A 19,409-nucleotide genomic window follows, 5' to 3' on the forward strand; every position below is an offset into this window, starting at 1 on the left:
ATGCCGCCAGCGATCTCCTTCGATCCCTCCTACCTACCAGAGGAAAACCGATGTTCTCCGCCGTCCAGCGTCCGCAACCGACGCACCCCGTTCCCTGCCCCCCCCGCAGCGTGACCACGCCGCCGCTGCCGCAGTGGATCGCAGCACGCATGTCAGAGCATTTCGATGCCAGGCTGGGCAAGCTCTGGGGTGGCGACCACCTGCTGCACGGGCGCAAGCCGGGGCCCGACGCGCTGCACCTGAGCAGCAACGACTACCTCTGCCTGCTGGGCGAGCGGCCGTTGCTGGAGGCGCAGGCGCGCGCGCTGCTGAACGAGCAGCCCGAGCTGCTGATGTCGTCCGTGTTCCAGTACGGCGAGACGCCGCAACGGCACGTCGAGCGCAAGCTGGCCAACCTGATGCAGGCCGAGGACGGGCTGATCGCGCAGTCCGGCTGGGCCGCCAACGTCGGCCTGGTGCAATGCATCGCCGGGCCGGGCGTGCCGGTCTATATCGACATGAACGGCCACGCCTCGCTGTGGGAAGGCATCACCGCCGCCGGCGCGCAGGCCGTGCCGATCCGCCACAACGACGTGGGCCATGCGCGCCGCCAGGCCGAACGCTTCGGGCCCGGCGTGATCATGGTCGACGCGGTGTACTCCACCACCGGCAGCGTGGCGCCGCTGGAGGAATACGTCGCGGTGGCGGAGGCGACGGGTTCGGTGCTGGTGGTCGATGAATCGCACTCGCTCGGCACTCATGGGCCATCGGGCGGCGGGCTGGTACCGGCGCTGGGGTTGTCGGAGCGGGTGCATTTCCGCACCGCGTCGCTGGCCAAGGCCTTCGCCGGGCGCGCGGGCTTCGTCACCTGCTCCAGCACGTTCAAGGACTTCTTCGCGGTCGAGTCGCGGCCGGCCATTTTCAGTTCGGGGCTACTGCGCCACGAGGTTGCGTGGTTCGACGCCGCCATCGACTTCATCGCCGCGGCGGACCAGCGGCGCGAACAGCTGCATGCGATCACCCGCACCACCCGCGAAGCGATCGGTGCGCTGGGGTACAACATCAGCGACGGCTCCGAGCAGATCATCGGGCTGGAGGCCGGCACCGAGCCGCAGGTGATGGTCCTGCGCAACGCGCTGCAGCAGCGCGGCATCTTCGGCGCGGTATTCTGTTCGCCGGCAACCCCCAAGAATCGGGCATTGATGCGACTTACCCTGCATGCGAAACTTAGCGCCGGTGAAATCGACCGGCTGGTCAGCGTTCTCGCCAGTATCCGCGACGAGGTGCGCCTGGAAGAATGGTCATCGACGCGCCGCAGCCGGCGCAAATCCCCCAATCCCAAAGAGGAGCTCGCCGCAAGCTCCCGCGAGGAGTAGCCGTTGGAGATGGAAGCAGAGTTGGCCGACTCGGGCGGCCGCAAGCGCCGTTCCGGTCTGCCGGGACTTGCCAGCCTTGCCCGCCGGGCCTGGCAGGCGGTGTTCGATACCGCGGCGCGGGCCATCCTGCTCGATGAGGAAAGCGTCATCCGGCTGCGGCGCATCCAGATGGTGGGCGCGCTGGGGGTCATCGGTCACCCGCTCTATTACCTGATCTGGTCGTACGTGTTCCCGCAGCCCTACGAGAACCTGTGGCTGCGCCTGGTCTGCACCGCGCTGTTCGTGCCGCTGCTGTTTGCCAGGGCGTTCTCGCACCGCCGCTGGCTGCCGCCCTACGCGCTGTTTGCGATCACGGTGGGCATGCCGTTCGCCTTCATCTTCCTGTACCTGGAAAACGGCGGCTCGATGGCCTGGGCCGAGTCGGTCATCATCGCCGTGGTGATCCTCTATCACTTCAATACGGCGTTCGCGACCATCTCGCTGCTGTCCGGCGCGGCCGCCGCGGTGGCGCTGTTCGTGCTGGCCGGCAATTCCATGGGCGGGATTCCATGGGAGCCGGTGCTGCTGCAGCTGCCGATCATCGGCTTCGTGATCTCGGTGCTGGTGGTGATCAAGCTCGACCGCCAGCTGCTGATCGAGCAGAAGCGGCGCGGCATGGCCGCGGCGCTGGCCACCGTCGCGCATGAGCTACGTACGCCGCTGACCAGCCTGAGCGTCAGCGCGAGCGGCCTCAAGGCGCGGCTGCCGGCGGCGCTGGACCAGGATGCGCCACGCCGCGAGGGGCTGATGCAGGCGGTGGCGCGCATGGAGTCCGACATCGCGCATATCAGCAACAGCATCGAGCTGCTGGTGTCCAACTCCAAGAACCCGGAACAGGCCACGCGCGAGTTGTTCGAGCTGGGCGGCGTGATCCGCGATGCCATCGCCCGGTTTCCGTTCGACGAGCCGGGCCGCGACATCGTCGCGTTCGACCTGCCCGGCCCGGTGCGCGTGCTCGGCAACGCGCAGCTGTTCGGGCTGGTCGTGACCAACCTGCTGAAGAACGCGCTCGAAGCGATCAAGCGCGCCGGCAAGGGCGATATCCGGATCTGCTGCGAGGTGCGGCCGGACGGGGTGCACGTCACCTTCCGCGACACCGCGACCGGGGTGCCGCCGCAGGTGCTGGCGCGCATGTTCCAGCCGTTCTTCTCCTACCCGGCGCACCGCGGCACCGGCATCGGGCTGGCCTTCTGCCAGAACGTGCTGACCAGCTGGGGCGCGGGCATCAGCTGCCGTTCCGTCGAGCACGAGTTCACGGAGTTCAACATCCGCTTCCCGCATAGGGATCACTGAGGGACCACTGAGGGACCACTGAGCGGCATCAGCCGGACAGCGCCAGCGCCACCTGCCGCCGCAGCCGCGGCAGCACGTCTGTGTCGAACCACGGATGGCGTTGCAGCCAGAAGCGGTTGCGCGGGCTGGGGTGCGGCAGCGGGAAGAATGCTGGCAGGTAGTCGGCGCAGGCGGCGACGGTATCGGCCAGCGTCGCCCCGGCCCGGCTGCCGAGGTAGTAAGCCTGTGCGTGGCGGCCGACCAGCAGCGTCAGCCGGATTTCCGGCATGGACGCCAGCAGCGGCGCATGCCACAGCGGCGCGCATTCGCGCCGCGGCGGCAGGTCGCCGCTGGCGCCCTTGCCCGGATAGCACAGCCCCATCGGCACGATCGCCACCTTGCCGGCGTCATAGAACTGCTCGGGCGTCAGTTGCAGCCAGGTGCGCAGCAGGTCGCCGGAAGGATCGTTCCAGGGGATGCCGGTTTCATGCACGCGGCGCCCGGGCGCCTGGCCGACGATCAGCAGGCGCGCATGGGCGCCGGCCTGCACCACCGGCCTGGGCTCGTGCGGCAAGGCACAGGCGTGGCAGCCGGCAATGTCGGCGAGGAGCCGGTCAAGCCTGGTGGAACGGGTACGAGGCAAAATCAGCGGCTGAGCCCGCGCCCCTCGATGGCCCAAACCGCTTCCACGCGCTCGCCGCGCACGCAGGCATAGGCATCGTGCAGGTTGGCGGTGGGATCGCAATGGCCCGGCACCAGCCACAGCCGCTCGCCCAGCAGGTCGCGGCTGTCGGCGCCGGTCACCGTCAGCACACCGTGCTCGTCGTTGGCGGCAACGTACTCCAGCGCGCCATCGGCATCGCGCGGCCACACGTGCGGCAATCCGGAATCGACCGCGACCGACTTCAGCCCCACATCGCACACCGCCACGCCGGCGCGCGCCGCGCTCATCACGGTGGCTGCCACGAACAGGGAATGCAGCGGCCGCAGCGCGCCCTCCCATTCGAGCGAGCCGTAATGGCCGTCGAGAAACAGGTACGAGCCCGGCTGGATCTCGGTGTAGACGCCGCTCTCCAGGTCGAATTCGGCGGTGCCGGTGCCGCCGCCGGTCACCACCGGGCAGCGCAGCCCGCGCCGCTCCAGCGCGCGCAGGTAGCCGGCGGTGGCTTCGGCCGCGCGCTGCGCGGCTTCGCGCCGCTGCGCCCAGGCCTCGATATGCTGGATGCCGCCGTGATAGCCCTGCAGGCCGCCGAAATCCAGTGCGGCTTCGGCGCCGATCGCATCGACCAGCGCCAGCAAGGCCTCGTCGCTGTCCACGCCGCAGCGGCCCTGCCCCACGTCCACCTCCGGCAACACCGCAATGCGCACGCCGGCGCGCGCCGCGGCGGCGCCGACCTGGCTGACCTGGCGCGCATCGTCCACGCAGATCGACAAGCGCGTGTGGCGCGCCAGTTCGGCGGCCATTGCGGCCTTGTCGGCGCCGACGAATTCATTGCTCAGGTGGATGCTGCCGATGCCGGCGGCGGCAAAGGGATACGCCTCGGACAGCTTCTGGCAGCAGATGCCGACCGCGCCCGCATCGACCTGCCGCTGCGCGATCGCCACGGACTTGTGCGCCTTGGCATGCGGGCGCAGCGCTACGCCGGCGCGTTCGGCAAGTTCCGCCATGCGCGCCAGGTTGGCTTCAAAGGCATCGAGTTCGATCAGCAGCGCAGGCGTGGGCAACGCTGACAACGATTGGCCGACCGCCGCGTGCGGCGGCCGGAGAACGCTGGCTTCATGCATGGTATGGGGCCCGGTTGCGGCAGTGCTTGCCGTGGGCCCCTCACGATAACACCGGCGTGCCCCTTGCGCACAGGCTTGCGCGCGCAAAACGCGCTAGCGGCGCGTGGCCAGCAGGCGATAGCCGCGTCCGCAGTGTTCCGCGGCAGCGGCGCGGGCCACATCGGCATCATCGAACAGGCCGGCCTGCGCGATCGACCTCACCATCACCGCCTCGCCGCGCTCGTTAGCGAGGAAACGACCGTCCCAGCCTTGCACGATGTACAGCACGTCGCCGGCCGGGGAACCGACCTGCCGGCGCTGGCCGGTGGACTGGCCGACCCGCTGCTGACCCTGACCCTGATCCTGATCCTCGCCACGCGCTGCGCGGCCGGCACGCTCGCCGATTTCGCCATTGCCGCCGCTACCGCCGCTGCTGCCGGGCCGCACCATCTGGATGTTATTGCGCACTTCACTGACGCCGAGCACATCCTCGGCCATTTGCTCGATGCGGAACTTGGCGTCGCGGTCCCGGACGGTGCCGGCCAGCGTGACGATGCCCGAGCCGACGTCGACGGTGACATCCGAGACATCGTCATCGGCGTGCGCGAGCCGTTCGCACAGGTCATCGCGAATGCGGGCGTCGGTGCGCTGGTAGCCCTTGGGCATGCGGCGCGACCCCGCTTGCGCGGCCCAGCGCGAAGGGCGCGTGGGGCGCTCGTCATCTTCATCCTCGAGGCCATAGCGGGCCTCGCCATAGCCATACGGCGAGCCGCCAGTGTCGCCGCTGCGCCAGTGGCGTGCCTGGCGGGTATCGTCGGGCTCATCGTAGCCGCGGTGGCGCCAGGTTCCCCGGATTTCCGACGGTGGATAGTCTTTCATGGATTGCCTCCGATCTGACGTCCTAGCCTGATATCGGTAGCACAAAACATGCCCTTGCGCCGGTGCTGGCCGCGTGGCGCTCCGGCAGCGCCGCGGGACGCAGTTTTTACACGATGCGCAACAACGTCATGCGCTTCGTCCATCCCCGGCGGGCCGGTCGAGGTACTGGCCGACGATGCGCACCAGCAACGGCAGCTTGCCGGTAAAGAAATGATCGGCGCCCGGCACCACCACCACCGGCAGCGCCTGCGGTCGGGCCCAGTCGAACAGCGCCGACAATTCCGCGCGCTCGTCGCGCTCGCCATGCACCACCAGGCAATCGGCCGGCACTGCCGGCGTGTCATAGCTGCGATGGGCCTTGACCGTGCCATACGGCAGGCCGGCCAGCACGAGGTGACGGACCGGCACGCCCTGCGCCGCCAGCGTGGCGGCCACCTGCGCCATCACGAACGCCCCGAAAGAAAAGCCCGCCAGCGCCAGCGGCAGGCCGGGGTGGTCGTCGCGCAACTGCGCCACCACGGCCAGCATGTCGCCGGTCTCGCCGTGGCCCTGGTCGTGCTCGCCGCCCGAGCCCGCCACGCCGCGGAAGTTGGGCCGCACGGTCAGGAAGCCGCGCGCCAGCAGCGCCTTGGCCAACTGGTGCGGCACCTTATGCGTGGCCGCGCCGCCCAGCAGCGGGTGCGGATGCGACACCACCGCGATCCCGCGCGGCGTGCCGGCGGGACGGTCGACCAGCATCTCGATCGGCCCGGCGGCGCCAGCCAGGTGCGCCGTTTCCGTGGCAGACGGTACTCCCATGAATGCTCCTTGCAATGTCGGGCGAGCCGATTGCCGGCGCGCGAAAGCCGTGATGGTAATGCGATTGTGGCGAACATGCCGCCCGCGCTGTTTCCTCGCACGGCCACGCACGGCCGCGCACGGCACCGATGCGCAAAATTCTGCCCGCCGGTGCCCCATGCGCCGCCTGTGCGGGACGTGTGACCTGAACGCTTTCGTATAATGCCCCGAGCCGTGGCGGCTCCGAAAATGGTCCCGCCGCGATCGGTCAGCACGACCCGTGCCACGCATTGCCCGCTTGCGGCTTCGCCCGCAGGCCTTTCTCGTGGCTGACCCAAATTCGCCGAAGCGGATGGACTGTACGCAGCCATCCCTTCCCGTGTTCATCGCCGGTGTCCCGGCCGTTCCGCAGCGGAATCGCGATGCAGCGCCATGTGGCCCTGCCCGCACCGTGCCTTGCCATTTCCATCCGCCGCCGGAGCGCCGCAAGCCGTCACCATCCGACGAGAATCCGCCATGAGCAAAGCTTCACGGCTCGCACTGGGCCTTGCGCTCGCTGCGCTATGCCACCTGATGCCGGTCACCCTGCCCGCCGTCCATGCCGCAGGGACCGCATCGGAAGCCGAGGCCGCCGCACAAGCGCCCGCGCTGACCCACGCCGAAGCCAACGCCGAACTCAAGCGCCTGCAGACCGAGCAGGACAGCGTCAAGCAGCAGGCCTCCGACCCCGACGGCAATACCAAGCTGCATGACCTGCAAGAGACGCTGCGGCGGCTGGATGCCGACGCCGACAAGCTCGGCGCCGCCCTGAAGCCGCAGCGCGAACAGTTGCAGGCACAGCTCGACGTGCTCGGTCCGCCACCGGTCGACGGCACCACCAGGGAAGCTCCCGCGGTGATGAAGCAGCGCGCCGAGCTGAACACGCGCCGCACGCAGCTCGACGCGCATCTCAAGCAGGCTGCCGAGAGCAAGGAGAACATCGCCAACCTGAGCGAGCAACTGGCCCGGCTGGAGCGCGGCCACCTGAAAGACCAGCTCGCGCTGCGCTCGGAAAGCATCCTCAACCCGCAGTTCTGGCAGCCGCTGTTCAGCCCGCCGCCGGAAGACCAGGCGCGGCTGGACGGCTTCCGCGACCAGGTGGAGCCGATGCTGCAGCTGGCGTGGCAGCCGTCGCAACGCGCGGCCACGGTGGCCCTGCTGCTGCTCGCGCTGGCGGTATGGACGCTGGGGCGGCGCCTTGCCGAGCGCGCGCTGGCGTGGTTCTGCCTGACCCGGCTGCCCGAGACGCGCCTGCGCCGCAGCGCGCTGGCGCTGGCGACCACGCTGGCAACGGTCTGCACCACAGGTCTCGCGGTGCAGCTGGTCTACCACGCCTTCGCTCGCAACTATGAATTGCCGCCCGACGTGATGGCGCTCTACGCGCAGCTGGTCAAGCTGACGATGACCAGCGCGCTGATCGTCGGGCTGGGGCGCGCGCTGCTGTGCACGCGCCACCCCAGCTGGCGCCTGCCTGCGCTGGCCGATCCGGTCGCGCTGGCGATGAAGCCCTTCCCCGCCGTGCTGGCTGGCCTGTTGCTGCTGGCCGGCACGCTCGAGCAGATCAACCGCATCGCCGACACCAGCCTGCAGGTCACGCTGCTGGGCCGCGGGCTGGTGTCGCTGGTGGTGGTGCTGACCATCGGCGCGGCGCTGCTGCGCGCCAACCGCGTGCGCAACGAACTCGCCGCCGCGGGCGAACGCCCGGAGGCGCGCGCCACGCTGGCCGGCATGATCCACGCCGCCGTGACCGTGCTGGTGATCGTGTCGATGGTCGCGCTGCTGGCCGGCTATATCAGCTTCGCGCGCTTCCTGACCTATGAGCTGGTCTGGTTCGACATCGTGCTGTGCAGCCTGTACCTGCTGACGCAGGTCACGCGCGATGTCTGCGAGGCCGTGCTGTCGACCAACCACGCCAGCGGCCGCGTCATCAAGCAGCTGTTCGGCGTGGACGATTCGCATCTGGAGCAGGCCTCGACCGTCCTGTCGGGCATCGGCGCCAGCGTGCTGCTGCTGGTGGCAGTGGTGGCGCTGCTGACCGGCGGCTTCGGCACCACGCCGGCGGACCTGCTCAACAGCCTGCTGATGGTGCTGGGCGGCGAGAAGCTGCGCAGCCTGAACATCATGCCGGAGCGAATCCTGAATGCGGTGCTGGCGCTCGGCGTGGGCATCTGGCTGCTGCGTTCGGTGCGGCGCTGGCTCGATGCGGAACTGCTGCCCAAGGTGTGCAGCGAGCCGGGGCTGCGCGCATCGCTGATCACGCTGTTCAGCAATGTCGGCTATGTGCTGCTGGTGCTGCTGACGCTGTCGCTGCTGGGCGTGCGCTGGGACAACCTGGCGTGGATCGTCAGCGCGCTGTCGGTGGGCATCGGCTTTGGCCTGCAGGAGATCGTGAAAAACTTTGTCTCGGGCCTGATCCTGCTGACCGAGCGCCCGGTCAAGGTAGGCGACATGGTCAGCCTGGCCGGCGTGGAGGGCGACATCCGCCGCATCAATGTGCGCGCGACCGAAATCCAGCTGGGCGACCGCTCGACTGTGATCGTGCCCAACTCGCAGCTGATCTCGCAGAACGTGCGCAATGTGACCATGAGCAACAGCACGCAGGGCGTGGCATCGCTGCAGCTGACATTCCCGCTCAATACCGATCCGGAACAGCTGCGCGACCTGCTGCTCGATGTCTACAAGGAAAACGAGTCCATCCTGGACGTGCCGGCGCCGTCGGTCATGTTCAGCCAGCTCGCTTCCAACGGCATCACGCTGTCGGTGACGGGCTACGTCGGCAGCCCGCGCATCGCCGCGGCCACGCGCAGCGACCTGTTGTTCGAGATCCTCAAGCGGCTGCGCGCCGAGGACATCGCACTGACCGAACCGCAATCGCTGCGGCTGGAAAACCTGCCGCCGTTCGGCGAAGCATCGCAACGCGCATACGCGGCGGGGTAAGTCCGCCGACCGCTCCGCCCGGTGGTCCGCGCTCAAGACATCGGTACGCCCGCCCTGCGCGAGCCCGGGCGGACTGGCCCAAATCCCCGGGGTGGATTCCGGACAGGGTGGGTGACAGGGGCCGTATTACGGCCTGTTAAAAACCGGTCCCTGAAAAAAGCCCCGTTACAAAGCTAACAAGTCGGCCTCCGCGGCGAAACACCTTGCCGGGCAGTTTGCATCCATCATTCAGGAACACAAGCTGCATCACAAGGAGTCCGACATGCGCCCCTCCACCCGAATCGTCGCCGCGGCCGCCCTGGCCGTGGCGCTGGTAGCCGCCGGCCCCGCGTCCGCGCACGGCCGCCACCATGGCGGCGGGTCGAATGCCGGCGCGGTCCTTGCCGTCGGCGCGCTGGTCGGCCTGGCGTTCGGCGCGGCGCTGGCCTCGGCGCCGGTAGTGGCCGCACCGGTGGCGGTGGCGCCGCCGGTCACCTATGCCCCCGCGCCGGTCTCGTACGCGGCGCCGGCGGTGCCACCGGGCTATTGCTACAGCGACTACGACCGCGCGTACGTGCCGTGCGGCCCGCAGCCGTCCGGCTACTACCGGCAACAGCCTTACTACGGCTACTGATCATGCCGGTCGATCGCGAATACTTCAGCCGGCTGTACGGCCGGCAGGACGACCCCTGGGGCATCGGCACGCGCTGGTACGAGGCACGCAAGCGCGCGCTGCTGATGGCCACGCTGCCGCGCGAACGCTTCGCACGCGTGTTCGAGCCCGGCTGCGGCGGCGGGCATCTTACCGTCGAACTGGCGCCGCGCTGCGATGCGCTGGTGGCAATGGAGCTTGCCGACAGCGCTGCCGGGCAGGCGCGGCAACGCGTGGCGGAGTTTGCCCACGTACAGGTGCTGACGGGTGAGCTGCCGCAGCATTGGCCCGAGGGATCGTTTGACCTGATCGTGTTTTCAGAATTGGGGTACTACTTCCCGAAGTCCGACTGGCACGAGGTCGCGGCGCTGGCGGCGGGTGCGTTGAGCGATGACGGCGTCATTGTCGCCTGCCATTTCCGGCATTTGTTCGCCGAGCAGCAGATCACGGCGCAGGCGGTGCATGATGCGATTGGTGCGCAGCACGGGCTGTATCGGCATATTCATCACCAGGAGCCGGATTTCACGATGGATTTGTGGTCCAGGCAGTTGGAGATGAGGTTGGCTTGAGGGGGATGGGGTTGGGTTTTTAGGGGCAGGCGTCTGGTGGTTTTTGTTGTGCGTGGCGGCTGGCATCTGGTGGGATTTGATATGCCCTGGTTTCGCCCTAAAGGGCTGGTGACTCTTTGTCGCTCGGACAAAGAGTCACCCGCCCTTTAGGGCGGAACAGGGCATATCAAGCACCGCCAGATGCCAGCCGCAGCATAACCAAAAAAAACGCCCCACACGCAACCAGCGCACAGGGCGTCCCACTACCTAAAACCTAAACAAAAACAAAACCTTAAACCGGCACATCCCTAGTAGGATCCGGCTTCCGATCATCAAACCACCGATACAAAGTCGGCACCATCACCAGCGTCAGCAACGTCGACGTAATCAACCCGCCGATCACCACCACCGCCAGCGGCCGCTGCACTTCCGAGCCAGGCCCGGTAGAGAACAAGAACGGCACCAACCCCAGCATCGCAATGGTCGCAGTCATCATCACCGGTCGGAACCGCTGCGTCGCCCCCTGCACCACCGCCTCATCAAGCGACAAGCCCGAATCGCGCAGCGAACGGATATACGACACCAGCACCACCCCGTTCAGCACGGCCATGCCCCACAGCGCGATAAAGCCCACCGACGCCGGCACCGACAGGTATTCCCCGGTGACGAACAGCCCGATGATGCCGCCGATCGATGCGAACGGCAGCACCGTGATGATCAGCGTGGCAAAGCGCAGCGAGTTGAACAGCAGGAACAGCAGGAAGAAGATCGCAGCGATGGTCACCGGCACGATGATCTTCAGGTGGCCCATGGCGCGTTCCATGTTCTGGAACTGGCCGCCCCACTCCAGGTAGTAGCCCTCCGGCAGCTTGACCTTGGACGCAGTGGCCTGCTGCAGTTCGGCAACGAAGCCACCGAGATCGCGATCCTTCACGTTGATCATCACCACGACGCGGCGCTTGGCCATTTCGCGGCTGATCTGCGCCGGGCCGTCGTTGACTTCGATCCTGGCCACGCTCTGCAGCGGCACCTGCGTGCCGTCCGGCGCGTTCACCAGCAGCTGCCGGATCGACTGCACGTTGTTGCGGAAGTCATCCGGCAGGCGCACGGCGGCGGCAAAGCGGCGTTCGCCTTCGAAGATGTCCGTGGCGCGCTTGCCGCCGATCGAGATCTCGATCACGTCATGGATGTCCGACACGTTCAGCCCGTAGCGCGCAATCGCCTGGCGGTCGATCTCGATCGACAGGTACTGCTGCCCCGAGACGCGCTCGATACGGATATCCTGCGAGCCCTGGATGCCCCCTGCCACGCGCGAGATCTCGCCCGCGAGTTCACGCAGCTTGTCGAGGTCGTCGCCGAACACCTTCACCGCCACGTCCGAACGCACGCCGCTGACCATTTCGTCGACGCGGTCCGAGATCGGCTGCGCCATCACGATCTGTACGCCGGGGATGGCCTTGAGCTTCTCGCGAATGGCGTTGGCGATATCGTCCTGGGTCCACCCGTCGGGCCACTGGTCGCGGTCCTTCAGGCTGGCGATCGGGGTCGATTCGTTCTGGCCCTGCGGGTCGGCCGGGCTTTCGCCGCGGCCCACGCCGGACACCACCGACTTGACGCCGGGCACGCCCAGCACCAGCCTGTTGGCTTCCTTTTCCAGCTTGATCGACTCTTCCAGCGAGATGTTCGGCACGCGGTCGATCGCGGGAACGATCGAGCCTTCCTTCATCTCCGGAATGAACGACGTACCGAGCAGCGGCACGATCAGCAGCGTCGCGACGAACGCGCCCACTGCGCTGAGCACGGTCTTGCGGCTGTTGCCCAGCGCCCAGTGCAGCATGCGCAGGTAGTGGCGCTTCATGAATGCAATCACGCGCGTGTCATGCTCGGCGCCGCCCTTGAGCAGGTACGACGACAGCACCGGCGACAGCGTCAGCGACAGGATCAGCGAGATCGCCAGCGCGATCGAGATGGTGAACGCCAGCGGCGCAAACATCTTGCCTTCCATGCCGGACAGGGTCATCAGCGGCAGGAACACCAGGATGATGATGCCCACGCCGACGATCACCGGCGTGGCCACTTCCTGCACGGCCTTGACCAGGATCTCGGTCTTGGTGAGGCCCGGCTCCTTGTGTCCCAATCGCTCGAACGCGTTCTCGACCACCACCACCGAGCCGTCGACCATCAGGCCGATGGCAATTGCCAGGCCCCCTAATGACATCAGGTTGGCCGACAGCCCCACGTGGTTCATCACCATGAACGTCAGCAATGGCGTCAGCACCAGCGTGGCCAGCACGATCACCGACGAACGCACGTCGCCCAGGAACAGGAACAGCACGATCACCACCAGCACCACGCCTTCGAGCAGCACCTTGGTCACCGTCCACAACGCGGCATCGACCAGCTCGCTGCGGTCGTAGTACGGCACGATCTGCAGCTTGCCGGGCAGCATGCCGCGTTCGTTGATCTCCGCCACGCGTGCCTTCACGCGGCTGACCACTTCCTTGGCATTGCCGCCGCGCATCATCATGACGATGCCGCCGACGGCCTCGGTCTGGCCGTTCTTGACCAGCGCGCCCTGCCGCACCTCATGGCCGATGGAGACGTTGGCCACGTCGCGCAGGTAGACCGGCGTACCGTTGACTTCCTTCAGCACGATGCTGCCGAGGTCCTCCACGCCCTTGGCCAGGCCGACGCCGCGGATCAGGTACTGCTCGGCGTAGTGCGGCAGCACGCCGCCGCCGGAGTTGGCGTTGTTGCGCGCCAGCGCCTGGTAGACCTGCTGGATCGACACGTCGTAATGGCGCATGCGCTCCGGGTTGACCAGCGCCTGGTACTGCCGCACGTAGCCGCCCTGCGAGTTGATCTCGGCCACGCCGGGGATCGAGCGCAGCAGCGGGCGCACCACCCAGTCCTGGGCAATGCGGCGCTCGGCCAGCTCTTCCTGCGTCAGCTCGCCGTTGCCGTCGTCGGCACGGTCCAGCGTGTACTGGTAGACCTCGCCCAGGCCGGTCGAGACCGGGCCCAGCACCGGCGACACGCCTTCCGGCATGCGCCCGCCCACTTCGATCAGGCGCTCCATCACCAGCTGGCGTGCAAAGTACACGTCGGTGGCGTCGGTAAACACCAGCGTGATCAGCGACAGGCCCGCCTTGTTCAGCGAGCGCATCTCTTCCAGGCCGGGCAGGCCCGTCATTGCCATTTCCACCGGCACGGTGACAAAGCGCTCGACTTCCTCGGGCGAGCGGCCCGCGGCTTCGGTCGCGATCTGCACCTGCACGTTGGTCACATCGGGGAAGGCGTCCACCGACAGCTTGGTGGCAGCGCGCAGGCCGAAGAAGAACAGCACCACGGCCAGCACGCAAACCACCAGCCGCTGCTTGATGGCGGCTTCGACTAGGGATTTCATCATGTCCGATTACCCTTGCTCGATGCGCTTGCGCTCGTTGTCCAGGTGGAACGCGCCATCGACCACGATGCGGTCGCCGGCCTTCACGCCGTTCTGCACCACGCGCATGCCGTCGCTCTCGGCGCCCAGCTTGACCTTCGTCAGGCGGAACTTGTTGCCCGGCATCTCGACATAGACCAGCTCGTCGTTGCCGTCACGCACCACCGAGGCCGCGGGAATCACCAGCTGGTCCTGCGGCTTGCCGGCGATCAGCATGCTGGCGAGCATGGCGGGCTTAAGGCGCCCTTCGCGGTTCTCGAGCTCGGTGCGGACCAGCACCGTGCGCGACTGCGGGTTGACCGTGCGGCCCACGTAGATCAGCTTGCCGGTGATGGTGTTGCCGCCCTTGCCGTTGGCCAGCGACGGCACCTCGATCTCAACGCTCTGCCCTTCGGCTACCTGCGCGGCCTGTTGCTCGGGCACCTCGGCCACGACCCACACGCGCGACAGGTCGGCCACGGTGTAGAGCGCGTCGGCCGGCTGCACCACCTGGCCCTGCGCCACGTTGCGCTCGACCACGGTGCCGCTGATGCTCGAATACACCGGCGAATGCGAGTTGATGCTGCCGTTCCTGGCCAGCTCTGCGATCGAGCCTTGCGACATGCCCAGCACGCGCAGCTGGTCGCGGTAGGCGCGCATCTCGGCGGAGGCGATCGCCAGCTCGCTCTCGCGGCGCTGCAGCTCGCCGCGGCCGATCACGTCGGCGGCAAACAGCTGGCGCGCGCGCTCGGCGTTGCGCACCTGCAGCTCGTGCTGCGCCTCGCTCTTCAGGAACGACATCTGCGCCGCGCCCAGCTCGCTGCTGTGCAGGCGCGCCAGCACCTGGCCGGCCTTCACTTCCTGGCCCAGCGTGGCATACAGGTCGGTGACGCGGCCGGTCACGCTGGCGCCGATGCGCGATACGCGCTGCTCGTCGAAGTCGATGCGGCCGGCCACGCGCAGCATCTCGCTGAACGGGGAGGTGCTCACCGGCGCCACTTTCAGCGACTGCTGCAGGTTGCCTTCCGGCTGGATCACGCCGGGCGGCAGCTTGGGCGCCTCGGCAACGGGTTCAGGCTTGTCGGAACAGGCCGCCAGGCTGAACGTCAGGACGGCGGCGGCCGTCAGCGAAAGCAGGAAATTGGGACGCATGGTTATTTCTGTTCGATGGTGGAGGTCGGCGGCAGGCCCGGCGCGGCGGTGGCGCCGGGGGCGGTCGACAAGAGCTTTTCGATCTGGATGGCGGCCAGCTGCTGCTCGTACTGGGCGGCGATCAGCTCGTTGCGCGCGCTGCGCAGCACGCGCTGGGCATCGATGAAGTCCAGGATGCCGCGCTCGCCGAAGCGATAGGCGGACTCGGCCACGCCCAGCGCCGACTCGGCCTCGCGCACGATGCCGGACTCCAGCGCGGTCACCTGCGCCTGCGTGATCTCGTACTGGCGGTAGGCCGATTCCAGTTCCTGCGTCAGCTCGAACTCGCGCATTTCCAGCGCGCTCTGCGCCTGCGTCGCCTGCGCGGTGGCCTCGCCCACGGGACCGCGGCGGCGGTCCCACAGCGGGATGGTCATGACCAGGCCGATCTGCGAGACGTTGTTGTCGGGCTGGCGGTCGGTGCTGGCGCGCACCGCCACTTCCGGCCAGCGCAGCGAGCGCTGGTAGTCGACGCCCAGGCGGGCGCGCTCCAGCTCCGTGCGGCGCTGGACCAGCTCGGCATTGCTCGCGGCCATGGTGTCGCGCAGCACCGGCAGCGGCGGCACGTCCGGCGACTGTCCCAGCGTGCCGTCCAGCGAGAACTGGCCCGGCATGGCGCCGCCGACCTGCTGGCGCAGCGCGGCCTTGGCCTGGTTCACGCGCAGCTCGGCGGTCTGCTGGCTCTTCTGCGAGGCCAGCAGCTCGGTCTCGGCCTTGATCAGTTCATAGCGCGGCGCTTCGCCAACCTCCACGCGCAGGCGTGCGCGCGAATGGATCTGCCGCATCATCGCCAGGTCTTCTTCCGCGGCATGCAGCTCGCTTTCGCGGCGCAGCACGTCGTAGTAAGAGGTCTTGACGCGCGCGGCGAGGTCGGCGCGGAAACCCTGGCGGGCCGCCTGCGACGACTCCAGGCCGCGCGAGGCCATGGCCTCGCGCAAGCTGCGCTGGTGCGGGTAGTCCAGCTTCTGCACCACGGCGTAGCTGGGCGCATTGCCGCTGGTCACGCCGGGCTGCTTGCCGGACAGCCGGCCGTACATCACCTCGACCTGCGGATTGGGATAGGCGCGCGCGCTGCTGATGGCGGCGCTGGCAGCATCGACATTGGCCTCGGCCGCGGCGACGCCCTTGTTGGTCGACTGCGCCATGTCGAGCAGCTGCGGCAGCGAGAAAGCGGGTCCGGCCGCGGTACCCGCGGGGCGTGCGGATGCCGCCTTGGGCACGGCCGTGGACGCAAGCAGCTCGGCGCCGGGAGTGAGTGCCGGGGCGGCGGAAATCTTCGCGGAAGGCTTGGAGAGCGGTGCGGCCGGGGCGGCGGGCGTGGTGCCCGCTGCCCCCGCGGCCTTCGCCGGGGCGGCGCCCTGCTCACCGGCATGGGCCTGGGCAGCGGCGAACGCGAGCAGCGAAAGCGACGCGATCAGGGTCAGCTTAGTTGTTGTCATGAGTCCGGAATGCAAGCAATACGACGCCTGCGCCATGCCGCCGCGCGCCCCGGCGCGAATCACGGCTGGGAATCACGGCGGGACGGACCACGGCAGCGGCTTACCCGCGCGCGGTAGCGGCGGGCAGGCTGGCGTTATCAGGCAAGGGGGCGCGGCCCGCGGCACGGCAGCTGCGGAGGCAGCGCGTGCGCGCGGGGGAGCGGCAAGGCGTGGAACGCCCGGCGCTCAGGAGCGGGTTATTGGCGGCCGGAAGAAGGCCGAAGGCGGCGGTTCGGCGCGGCCTGGGGGATATTGCGCGACATCCCCGGCGGGCAGCAGCAGCTTCACCGGGGGCAAGGCAATGAGGGCACTGGATTCTTCGATTTCGTCCAGCAGGTCCAGCGGGTCGAGCAGGTCGGCCGACCAGATATTGCAATACCCGGGCGGCGGGTCCTCGCAGATGTCGTCGTCATGCAGCCCATCGTCGCCGGGCACGATGACGCGACCCATGTCGTCCACCGACTGCAGCGCGGCCAGTTCGGTACTGGCCTGGACCTGCGGCTGCACCGACGTGCGCGCGTCCGCCACCGCTCCAAAGGAGAGCAGTGACAGGCACATGGCAGTCAGCAGCAGGAACAACAATCGCATGGGTCGGGGGCTTGGAGCACGGGGCGGAAGCGCCCTTTCGGACGGGCACCGGCCGTGCTGCGGGACAGCATTGTAACGTAACGATTACGATTGACAGAGAATCGTTACGTTCGTTCCGCAATGCAGCGAAAAGATGCATATCAATAGCGCGATTTTACCAGCAGATCGTTGAAAAGCCCGGGATAACCCTGAGCCAGGGTTTCGGACAGCCGCGGGTCTCAGAAGACCGGGCGGCCCTACACCACCCTGAACCCGTGGGTCCCGTCGCGCTCCAGTTGCGCGATCAGCCCGAACTCCCAGTCCAGGTAGCCCTGCATCGCCTCGCGCGGATTGTCGGTGCCTTCATACGGCCGGCGATAGCGGTCGGTGCGCTCTGACGCCAGGTGCGTCTCGCCGGACTCCAGCGGCAGCCCGGCCGCGATCCACGCCTGCGTGCCGCCTTCCAGCACCACCACTTCCGCATCGGTCAGCCGCTGCAGGTCGGCGGCGGCAAAGCGCGCGAGCAGGCTGGAGCCGCAAGTCAGCACATAGCGCCGCGCCTGCGGGATGCGCGCCAGCGCATCGGCCAGCTGAGCGCGGATGACGAAGTACGCGCCGGGGATATGGCGCTTGACGTAGTTGGCGCTGGCGGTGAAGTCGAGCACCACGGTGCTGCCGTCCGCGTCCTCGTCTAGCCACGCGGCCAGTTCGGCGGGTGCGACCGCCGGCACCGCTGGCGGCACCGGCACGTCTGCCGCCACCGCGCCGCTCTCGCCACGCTCGGCCGCATCGGCCGGCTCCACCACCCAGACCTCCCAGCCCATCTGCGCCAGCCATGAACCGGTCATGCCGGCGCGCACGTCGTCGTCATCGGCCAGCACGATGCGCGCGCCGCGGACGGGGGCGTTGTGGTCGGTCTCCTGCACCAGCTGTCCGCCGGGCGCATTGACGAAGCCAGGCAGGTGGCCGTCGGCGAATTCCTCCGGCGTGCGTACGTCGAAGCGGTACACGGTGCGGCCAGGCTCCTCCAGCGATGCCAACGCCCCCAGCGCGATGCGGCGCACGCCGGCGCGGTCGGCGATCTCGCGCGCGCCGCTGCGGGCGCTGTCGCGGTTGCCGCTGCTCACTTCGGCGGGCGCACGGCGGCTGGCGCCGTGGTCGAGCTGCTGGCCCGCCAGCGTCCAGCCGATGGTGCCGTTGCGCAGCGCCGCAACCGGGTTGGGAATGCCGGCGTTGACCAGCGACTGCGTGCCGATGATGCTGCGCGTGCGGCCGGCGCAGTTGACGATCACCCGCGTGCGCGGATCGGGCGCCAGCTCGCGCACGCGCAGCACCAGTTCGGCGCCGGGCACGCTGGTGGCGGTGGGAATGCTCATGGTCTGGTACTCGTCGAAGCGGCGCGCGTCGACGATCACCGCGTCGGACTTGCTGTCGATCAGAGCCTGCACTTCCTCGGCGGACAGGGAGGGCGTATGGCGTTCTGCCTCGACCACTTCGCCGAACGACTTGCTCGGCACGTTGACGTCGCGGAACACCTCACCGCCCTCGGCGATCCAGGCGGCCAGGCCGCCTTCAAGCCGGTGCACGTTGGTATAGCCCAGCGTTTGCAGCACCGCCGCGGCGCGCGGCGCCAGGTCTTCCCCGGCGTGCTCGCCGTAGACCACGATCAGCGTATCGCGGCGCGGGATGCGCGGCCACGCTTCCAGCTCAAGCTTCGACAGCGGGAAGTTGGCGGCCCACAGCGGATGCGCCTGCGCGAAGGGGTCTTCCTCGCGCACGTCGATCAGTGCGATCTCGGCGCCGGCCAGCAGGGCCTGGCGCACCTGCGCGCGAGTGAAGATGGGGATCGCCGTGGCGGCGGCTTGCGTGGCGTGCTGGATGGTCATGACTTCCGGTCTTCGCGGGAACAGTCCCACAGGTTAGGCAGGGTCCGGTTGGAATACCCGGAGATAAAGGGCTTGCGCGTGCCGTCCTCGGCGTAGACCGAGCGGCGCACCGCGCCGATATTGGCGCCGTACACATGGATGCTGACCGAGACGCGGTCGTCATGCACGTTGTTGACGCAATGGATGTCGCCCACGGCCGGCGACACGGCTTCTACCTGTCCGGGCAGCAGCCGCACCGGCTCGCCATGCGGCACGGGGCGGCCTTCGGCGTCGAGCACGAAGGGCTGCGAGTCCTCCGCGCCGCGCAGCATGCCGATCAGGCCCCATACGGTGTGGTCGTGGATGGGCGTGCGCTGCCCCGGGCCCCAGACAAAGCTGACGATCGAGAAGCGCTCGCCGGAATCGCAATGCAGCAGGTGCTGCTGGTAGTACTCGGGGTGCGGCTCGGCCCACGCCTCGGGCAGCCAGTCGTCGCGTGCCACCAGCCGCGCCAGCAGCGCCCCGCCCTCGCGCAGGATGCGCGGCTCGTCGGGATGCTGGTCCAGCAGCGCGGCCAGGCCGGTGATGAAATCGCGCAGCGGTGCGAGCCCGCTGGCTTCGGGGGAACTGCTCATGGAATGCC

At 68.4% G+C, this 19,409-nt stretch carries 15 protein-coding genes; 5 read left to right on the plus strand and 10 right to left on the minus strand.

Annotated features, from left to right (window positions below):
• The first annotated feature begins 50 nt into the window (after positions 1 to 50).
• Both cqsA and E0W60_RS02745 read left to right on the plus strand, forming a co-directional pair.
• Positions 51 to 1,355, plus strand: coding sequence for an alpha-hydroxyketone-type quorum-sensing autoinducer synthase (gene cqsA, locus E0W60_RS02740; RefSeq protein WP_133094352.1), 1,305 nt, complete (start codon positions 51 to 53; stop codon positions 1,353 to 1,355).
• A gap of 9 nt (positions 1,356 to 1,364) precedes the next feature.
• Complete coding sequence (locus E0W60_RS02745; RefSeq protein WP_133094351.1) at positions 1,365 to 2,687, plus strand: sensor histidine kinase; 1,323 nt, start codon at positions 1,365 to 1,367, stop codon at positions 2,685 to 2,687.
• Positions 2,688 to 2,715: 28 nt separating this feature from the next.
• Here E0W60_RS02745 and E0W60_RS02750 read toward each other — a convergent pair whose 3' ends face one another.
• From E0W60_RS02750 to E0W60_RS02765, 4 genes are all read right to left on the minus strand, one after another.
• Entirely contained in the window at positions 2,716 to 3,309 is a 594-nt protein-coding gene (locus tag E0W60_RS02750) for a uracil-DNA glycosylase family protein (RefSeq protein ID WP_135702940.1), read from the minus strand.
• Positions 3,310 to 3,311: 2 nt separating this feature from the next.
• Positions 3,312 to 4,451 (minus strand): DSD1 family PLP-dependent enzyme, encoded by a 1,140-nt coding sequence (locus tag E0W60_RS02755; RefSeq protein WP_133094349.1) that lies wholly within the window; start codon positions 4,449 to 4,451, stop codon positions 3,312 to 3,314.
• 93 nt (positions 4,452 to 4,544) lie between these two features.
• Positions 4,545 to 5,309: a BON domain-containing protein gene (locus E0W60_RS02760; protein ID WP_135702941.1), complete on the minus strand. Its 765-nt coding sequence runs from the start codon at positions 5,307 to 5,309 to the stop codon at positions 4,545 to 4,547.
• 126 nt (positions 5,310 to 5,435) lie between these two features.
• The gene (locus E0W60_RS02765) at positions 5,436 to 6,107 is read right to left on the minus strand and encodes an alpha/beta hydrolase (RefSeq protein WP_133094347.1); all 672 of its coding nucleotides are present in this window, start codon (positions 6,105 to 6,107) and stop codon (positions 5,436 to 5,438) included.
• Positions 6,108 to 6,602: 495 nt separating this feature from the next.
• Between E0W60_RS02765 and E0W60_RS02770 the strand changes: the two genes are divergently transcribed.
• The 3 genes from E0W60_RS02770 to E0W60_RS02780 all read left to right on the plus strand — a co-directional run bounded on the left by E0W60_RS02770 (position 6,603) and on the right by E0W60_RS02780 (position 10,262).
• Positions 6,603 to 9,062 carry a DUF3772 domain-containing protein gene (locus tag E0W60_RS02770; protein ID WP_135702942.1) on the plus strand — a complete coding sequence of 820 codons (2,460 nt, stop codon included), beginning with the start codon at positions 6,603 to 6,605 and terminating at the stop codon, positions 9,060 to 9,062.
• Between the two features lie 262 nt (positions 9,063 to 9,324).
• Positions 9,325 to 9,675 (plus strand): mechanosensitive ion channel protein MscS, encoded by a 351-nt coding sequence (locus E0W60_RS02775; protein ID WP_133094345.1) that lies wholly within the window; start codon positions 9,325 to 9,327, stop codon positions 9,673 to 9,675.
• A 2-nt stretch (positions 9,676 to 9,677) separates the two neighbouring features.
• On the plus strand, positions 9,678 to 10,262 hold the full coding sequence (locus E0W60_RS02780; protein WP_133094344.1) for a class I SAM-dependent methyltransferase: 585 nt from the start codon (positions 9,678 to 9,680) through the stop codon (positions 10,260 to 10,262).
• A gap of 271 nt (positions 10,263 to 10,533) precedes the next feature.
• On the opposite strand, the gene E0W60_RS02785 is transcribed toward E0W60_RS02780, so the two are convergent.
• The 6 genes from E0W60_RS02785 to E0W60_RS02810 all read right to left on the minus strand — a co-directional run bounded on the left by E0W60_RS02785 (position 10,534) and on the right by E0W60_RS02810 (position 19,401).
• Positions 10,534 to 13,650 carry an efflux RND transporter permease subunit gene (locus E0W60_RS02785; RefSeq protein WP_135702943.1) on the minus strand — a complete coding sequence of 1,039 codons (3,117 nt, stop codon included), beginning with the start codon at positions 13,648 to 13,650 and terminating at the stop codon, positions 10,534 to 10,536.
• 6 nt (positions 13,651 to 13,656) lie between these two features.
• A complete protein-coding gene (locus E0W60_RS02790; protein ID WP_133094342.1) occupies positions 13,657 to 14,817 on the minus strand; it encodes an efflux RND transporter periplasmic adaptor subunit in 1,161 nt (386 codons plus the stop codon).
• A gap of 2 nt (positions 14,818 to 14,819) precedes the next feature.
• Entirely contained in the window at positions 14,820 to 16,295 is a 1,476-nt protein-coding gene (locus E0W60_RS02795; RefSeq protein ID WP_135702944.1) for a TolC family protein, read from the minus strand.
• Between the two features lie 225 nt (positions 16,296 to 16,520).
• Complete coding sequence (locus tag E0W60_RS02800; protein WP_133094340.1) at positions 16,521 to 16,922, minus strand: cobalt-zinc-cadmium resistance protein; 402 nt, start codon at positions 16,920 to 16,922, stop codon at positions 16,521 to 16,523.
• Positions 16,923 to 17,158: 236 nt separating this feature from the next.
• Complete coding sequence (locus E0W60_RS02805; protein ID WP_135702945.1) at positions 17,159 to 18,787, minus strand: rhodanese-related sulfurtransferase; 1,629 nt, start codon at positions 18,785 to 18,787, stop codon at positions 17,159 to 17,161.
• A complete protein-coding gene (locus tag E0W60_RS02810) occupies positions 18,784 to 19,401 on the minus strand; it encodes a cysteine dioxygenase (protein ID WP_135702946.1) in 618 nt (205 codons plus the stop codon). Before E0W60_RS02810 ends, E0W60_RS02805 begins: the two co-directional genes overlap by 4 nt.
• Between the last annotated feature and the right edge of the window lie 8 nt (positions 19,402 to 19,409).

Source organism: Cupriavidus oxalaticus (assembly GCF_004768545.1).
GTDB classification, from domain to species: domain Bacteria; phylum Pseudomonadota; class Gammaproteobacteria; order Burkholderiales; family Burkholderiaceae; genus Cupriavidus; species Cupriavidus oxalaticus_A.

Excerpts from the sequence above, each read along its gene's own strand:
- E0W60_RS02810 (WP_135702946.1), bottom strand. The coding sequence starts at position 19,401 with ATGAGCAGTTCCCCCGAAGCCAGCGGGCTCGCACCGCTGCGCGATTTC.
- E0W60_RS02800 (WP_133094340.1), bottom strand. The coding sequence starts at position 16,922 with ATGCGATTGTTGTTCCTGCTGCTGACTGCCATGTGCCTGTCACTGCTC.
- E0W60_RS02785 (WP_135702943.1), bottom strand. The coding sequence starts at position 13,650 with ATGATGAAATCCCTAGTCGAAGCCGCCATCAAGCAGCGGCTGGTGGTT.
- E0W60_RS02805 (WP_135702945.1), bottom strand. The coding sequence starts at position 18,787 with ATGACCATCCAGCACGCCACGCAAGCCGCCGCCACGGCGATCCCCATC.
- E0W60_RS02795 (WP_135702944.1), bottom strand. The coding sequence starts at position 16,295 with ATGACAACAACTAAGCTGACCCTGATCGCGTCGCTTTCGCTGCTCGCG.
- E0W60_RS02765 (WP_133094347.1), bottom strand. The coding sequence starts at position 6,107 with ATGGGAGTACCGTCTGCCACGGAAACGGCGCACCTGGCTGGCGCCGCC.
- E0W60_RS02780 (WP_133094344.1), top strand. The coding sequence starts at position 9,678 with ATGCCGGTCGATCGCGAATACTTCAGCCGGCTGTACGGCCGGCAGGAC.
- E0W60_RS02790 (WP_133094342.1), bottom strand. The coding sequence starts at position 14,817 with ATGCGTCCCAATTTCCTGCTTTCGCTGACGGCCGCCGCCGTCCTGACG.
- E0W60_RS02770 (WP_135702942.1), top strand. The coding sequence starts at position 6,603 with ATGAGCAAAGCTTCACGGCTCGCACTGGGCCTTGCGCTCGCTGCGCTA.
- E0W60_RS02755 (WP_133094349.1), bottom strand. The coding sequence starts at position 4,451 with ATGCATGAAGCCAGCGTTCTCCGGCCGCCGCACGCGGCGGTCGGCCAA.
- E0W60_RS02745 (WP_133094351.1), top strand. The coding sequence starts at position 1,365 with ATGGAAGCAGAGTTGGCCGACTCGGGCGGCCGCAAGCGCCGTTCCGGT.
- E0W60_RS02775 (WP_133094345.1), top strand. The coding sequence starts at position 9,325 with ATGCGCCCCTCCACCCGAATCGTCGCCGCGGCCGCCCTGGCCGTGGCG.
- E0W60_RS02760 (WP_135702941.1), bottom strand. The coding sequence starts at position 5,309 with ATGAAAGACTATCCACCGTCGGAAATCCGGGGAACCTGGCGCCACCGC.
- cqsA (WP_133094352.1), top strand. The coding sequence starts at position 51 with ATGTTCTCCGCCGTCCAGCGTCCGCAACCGACGCACCCCGTTCCCTGC.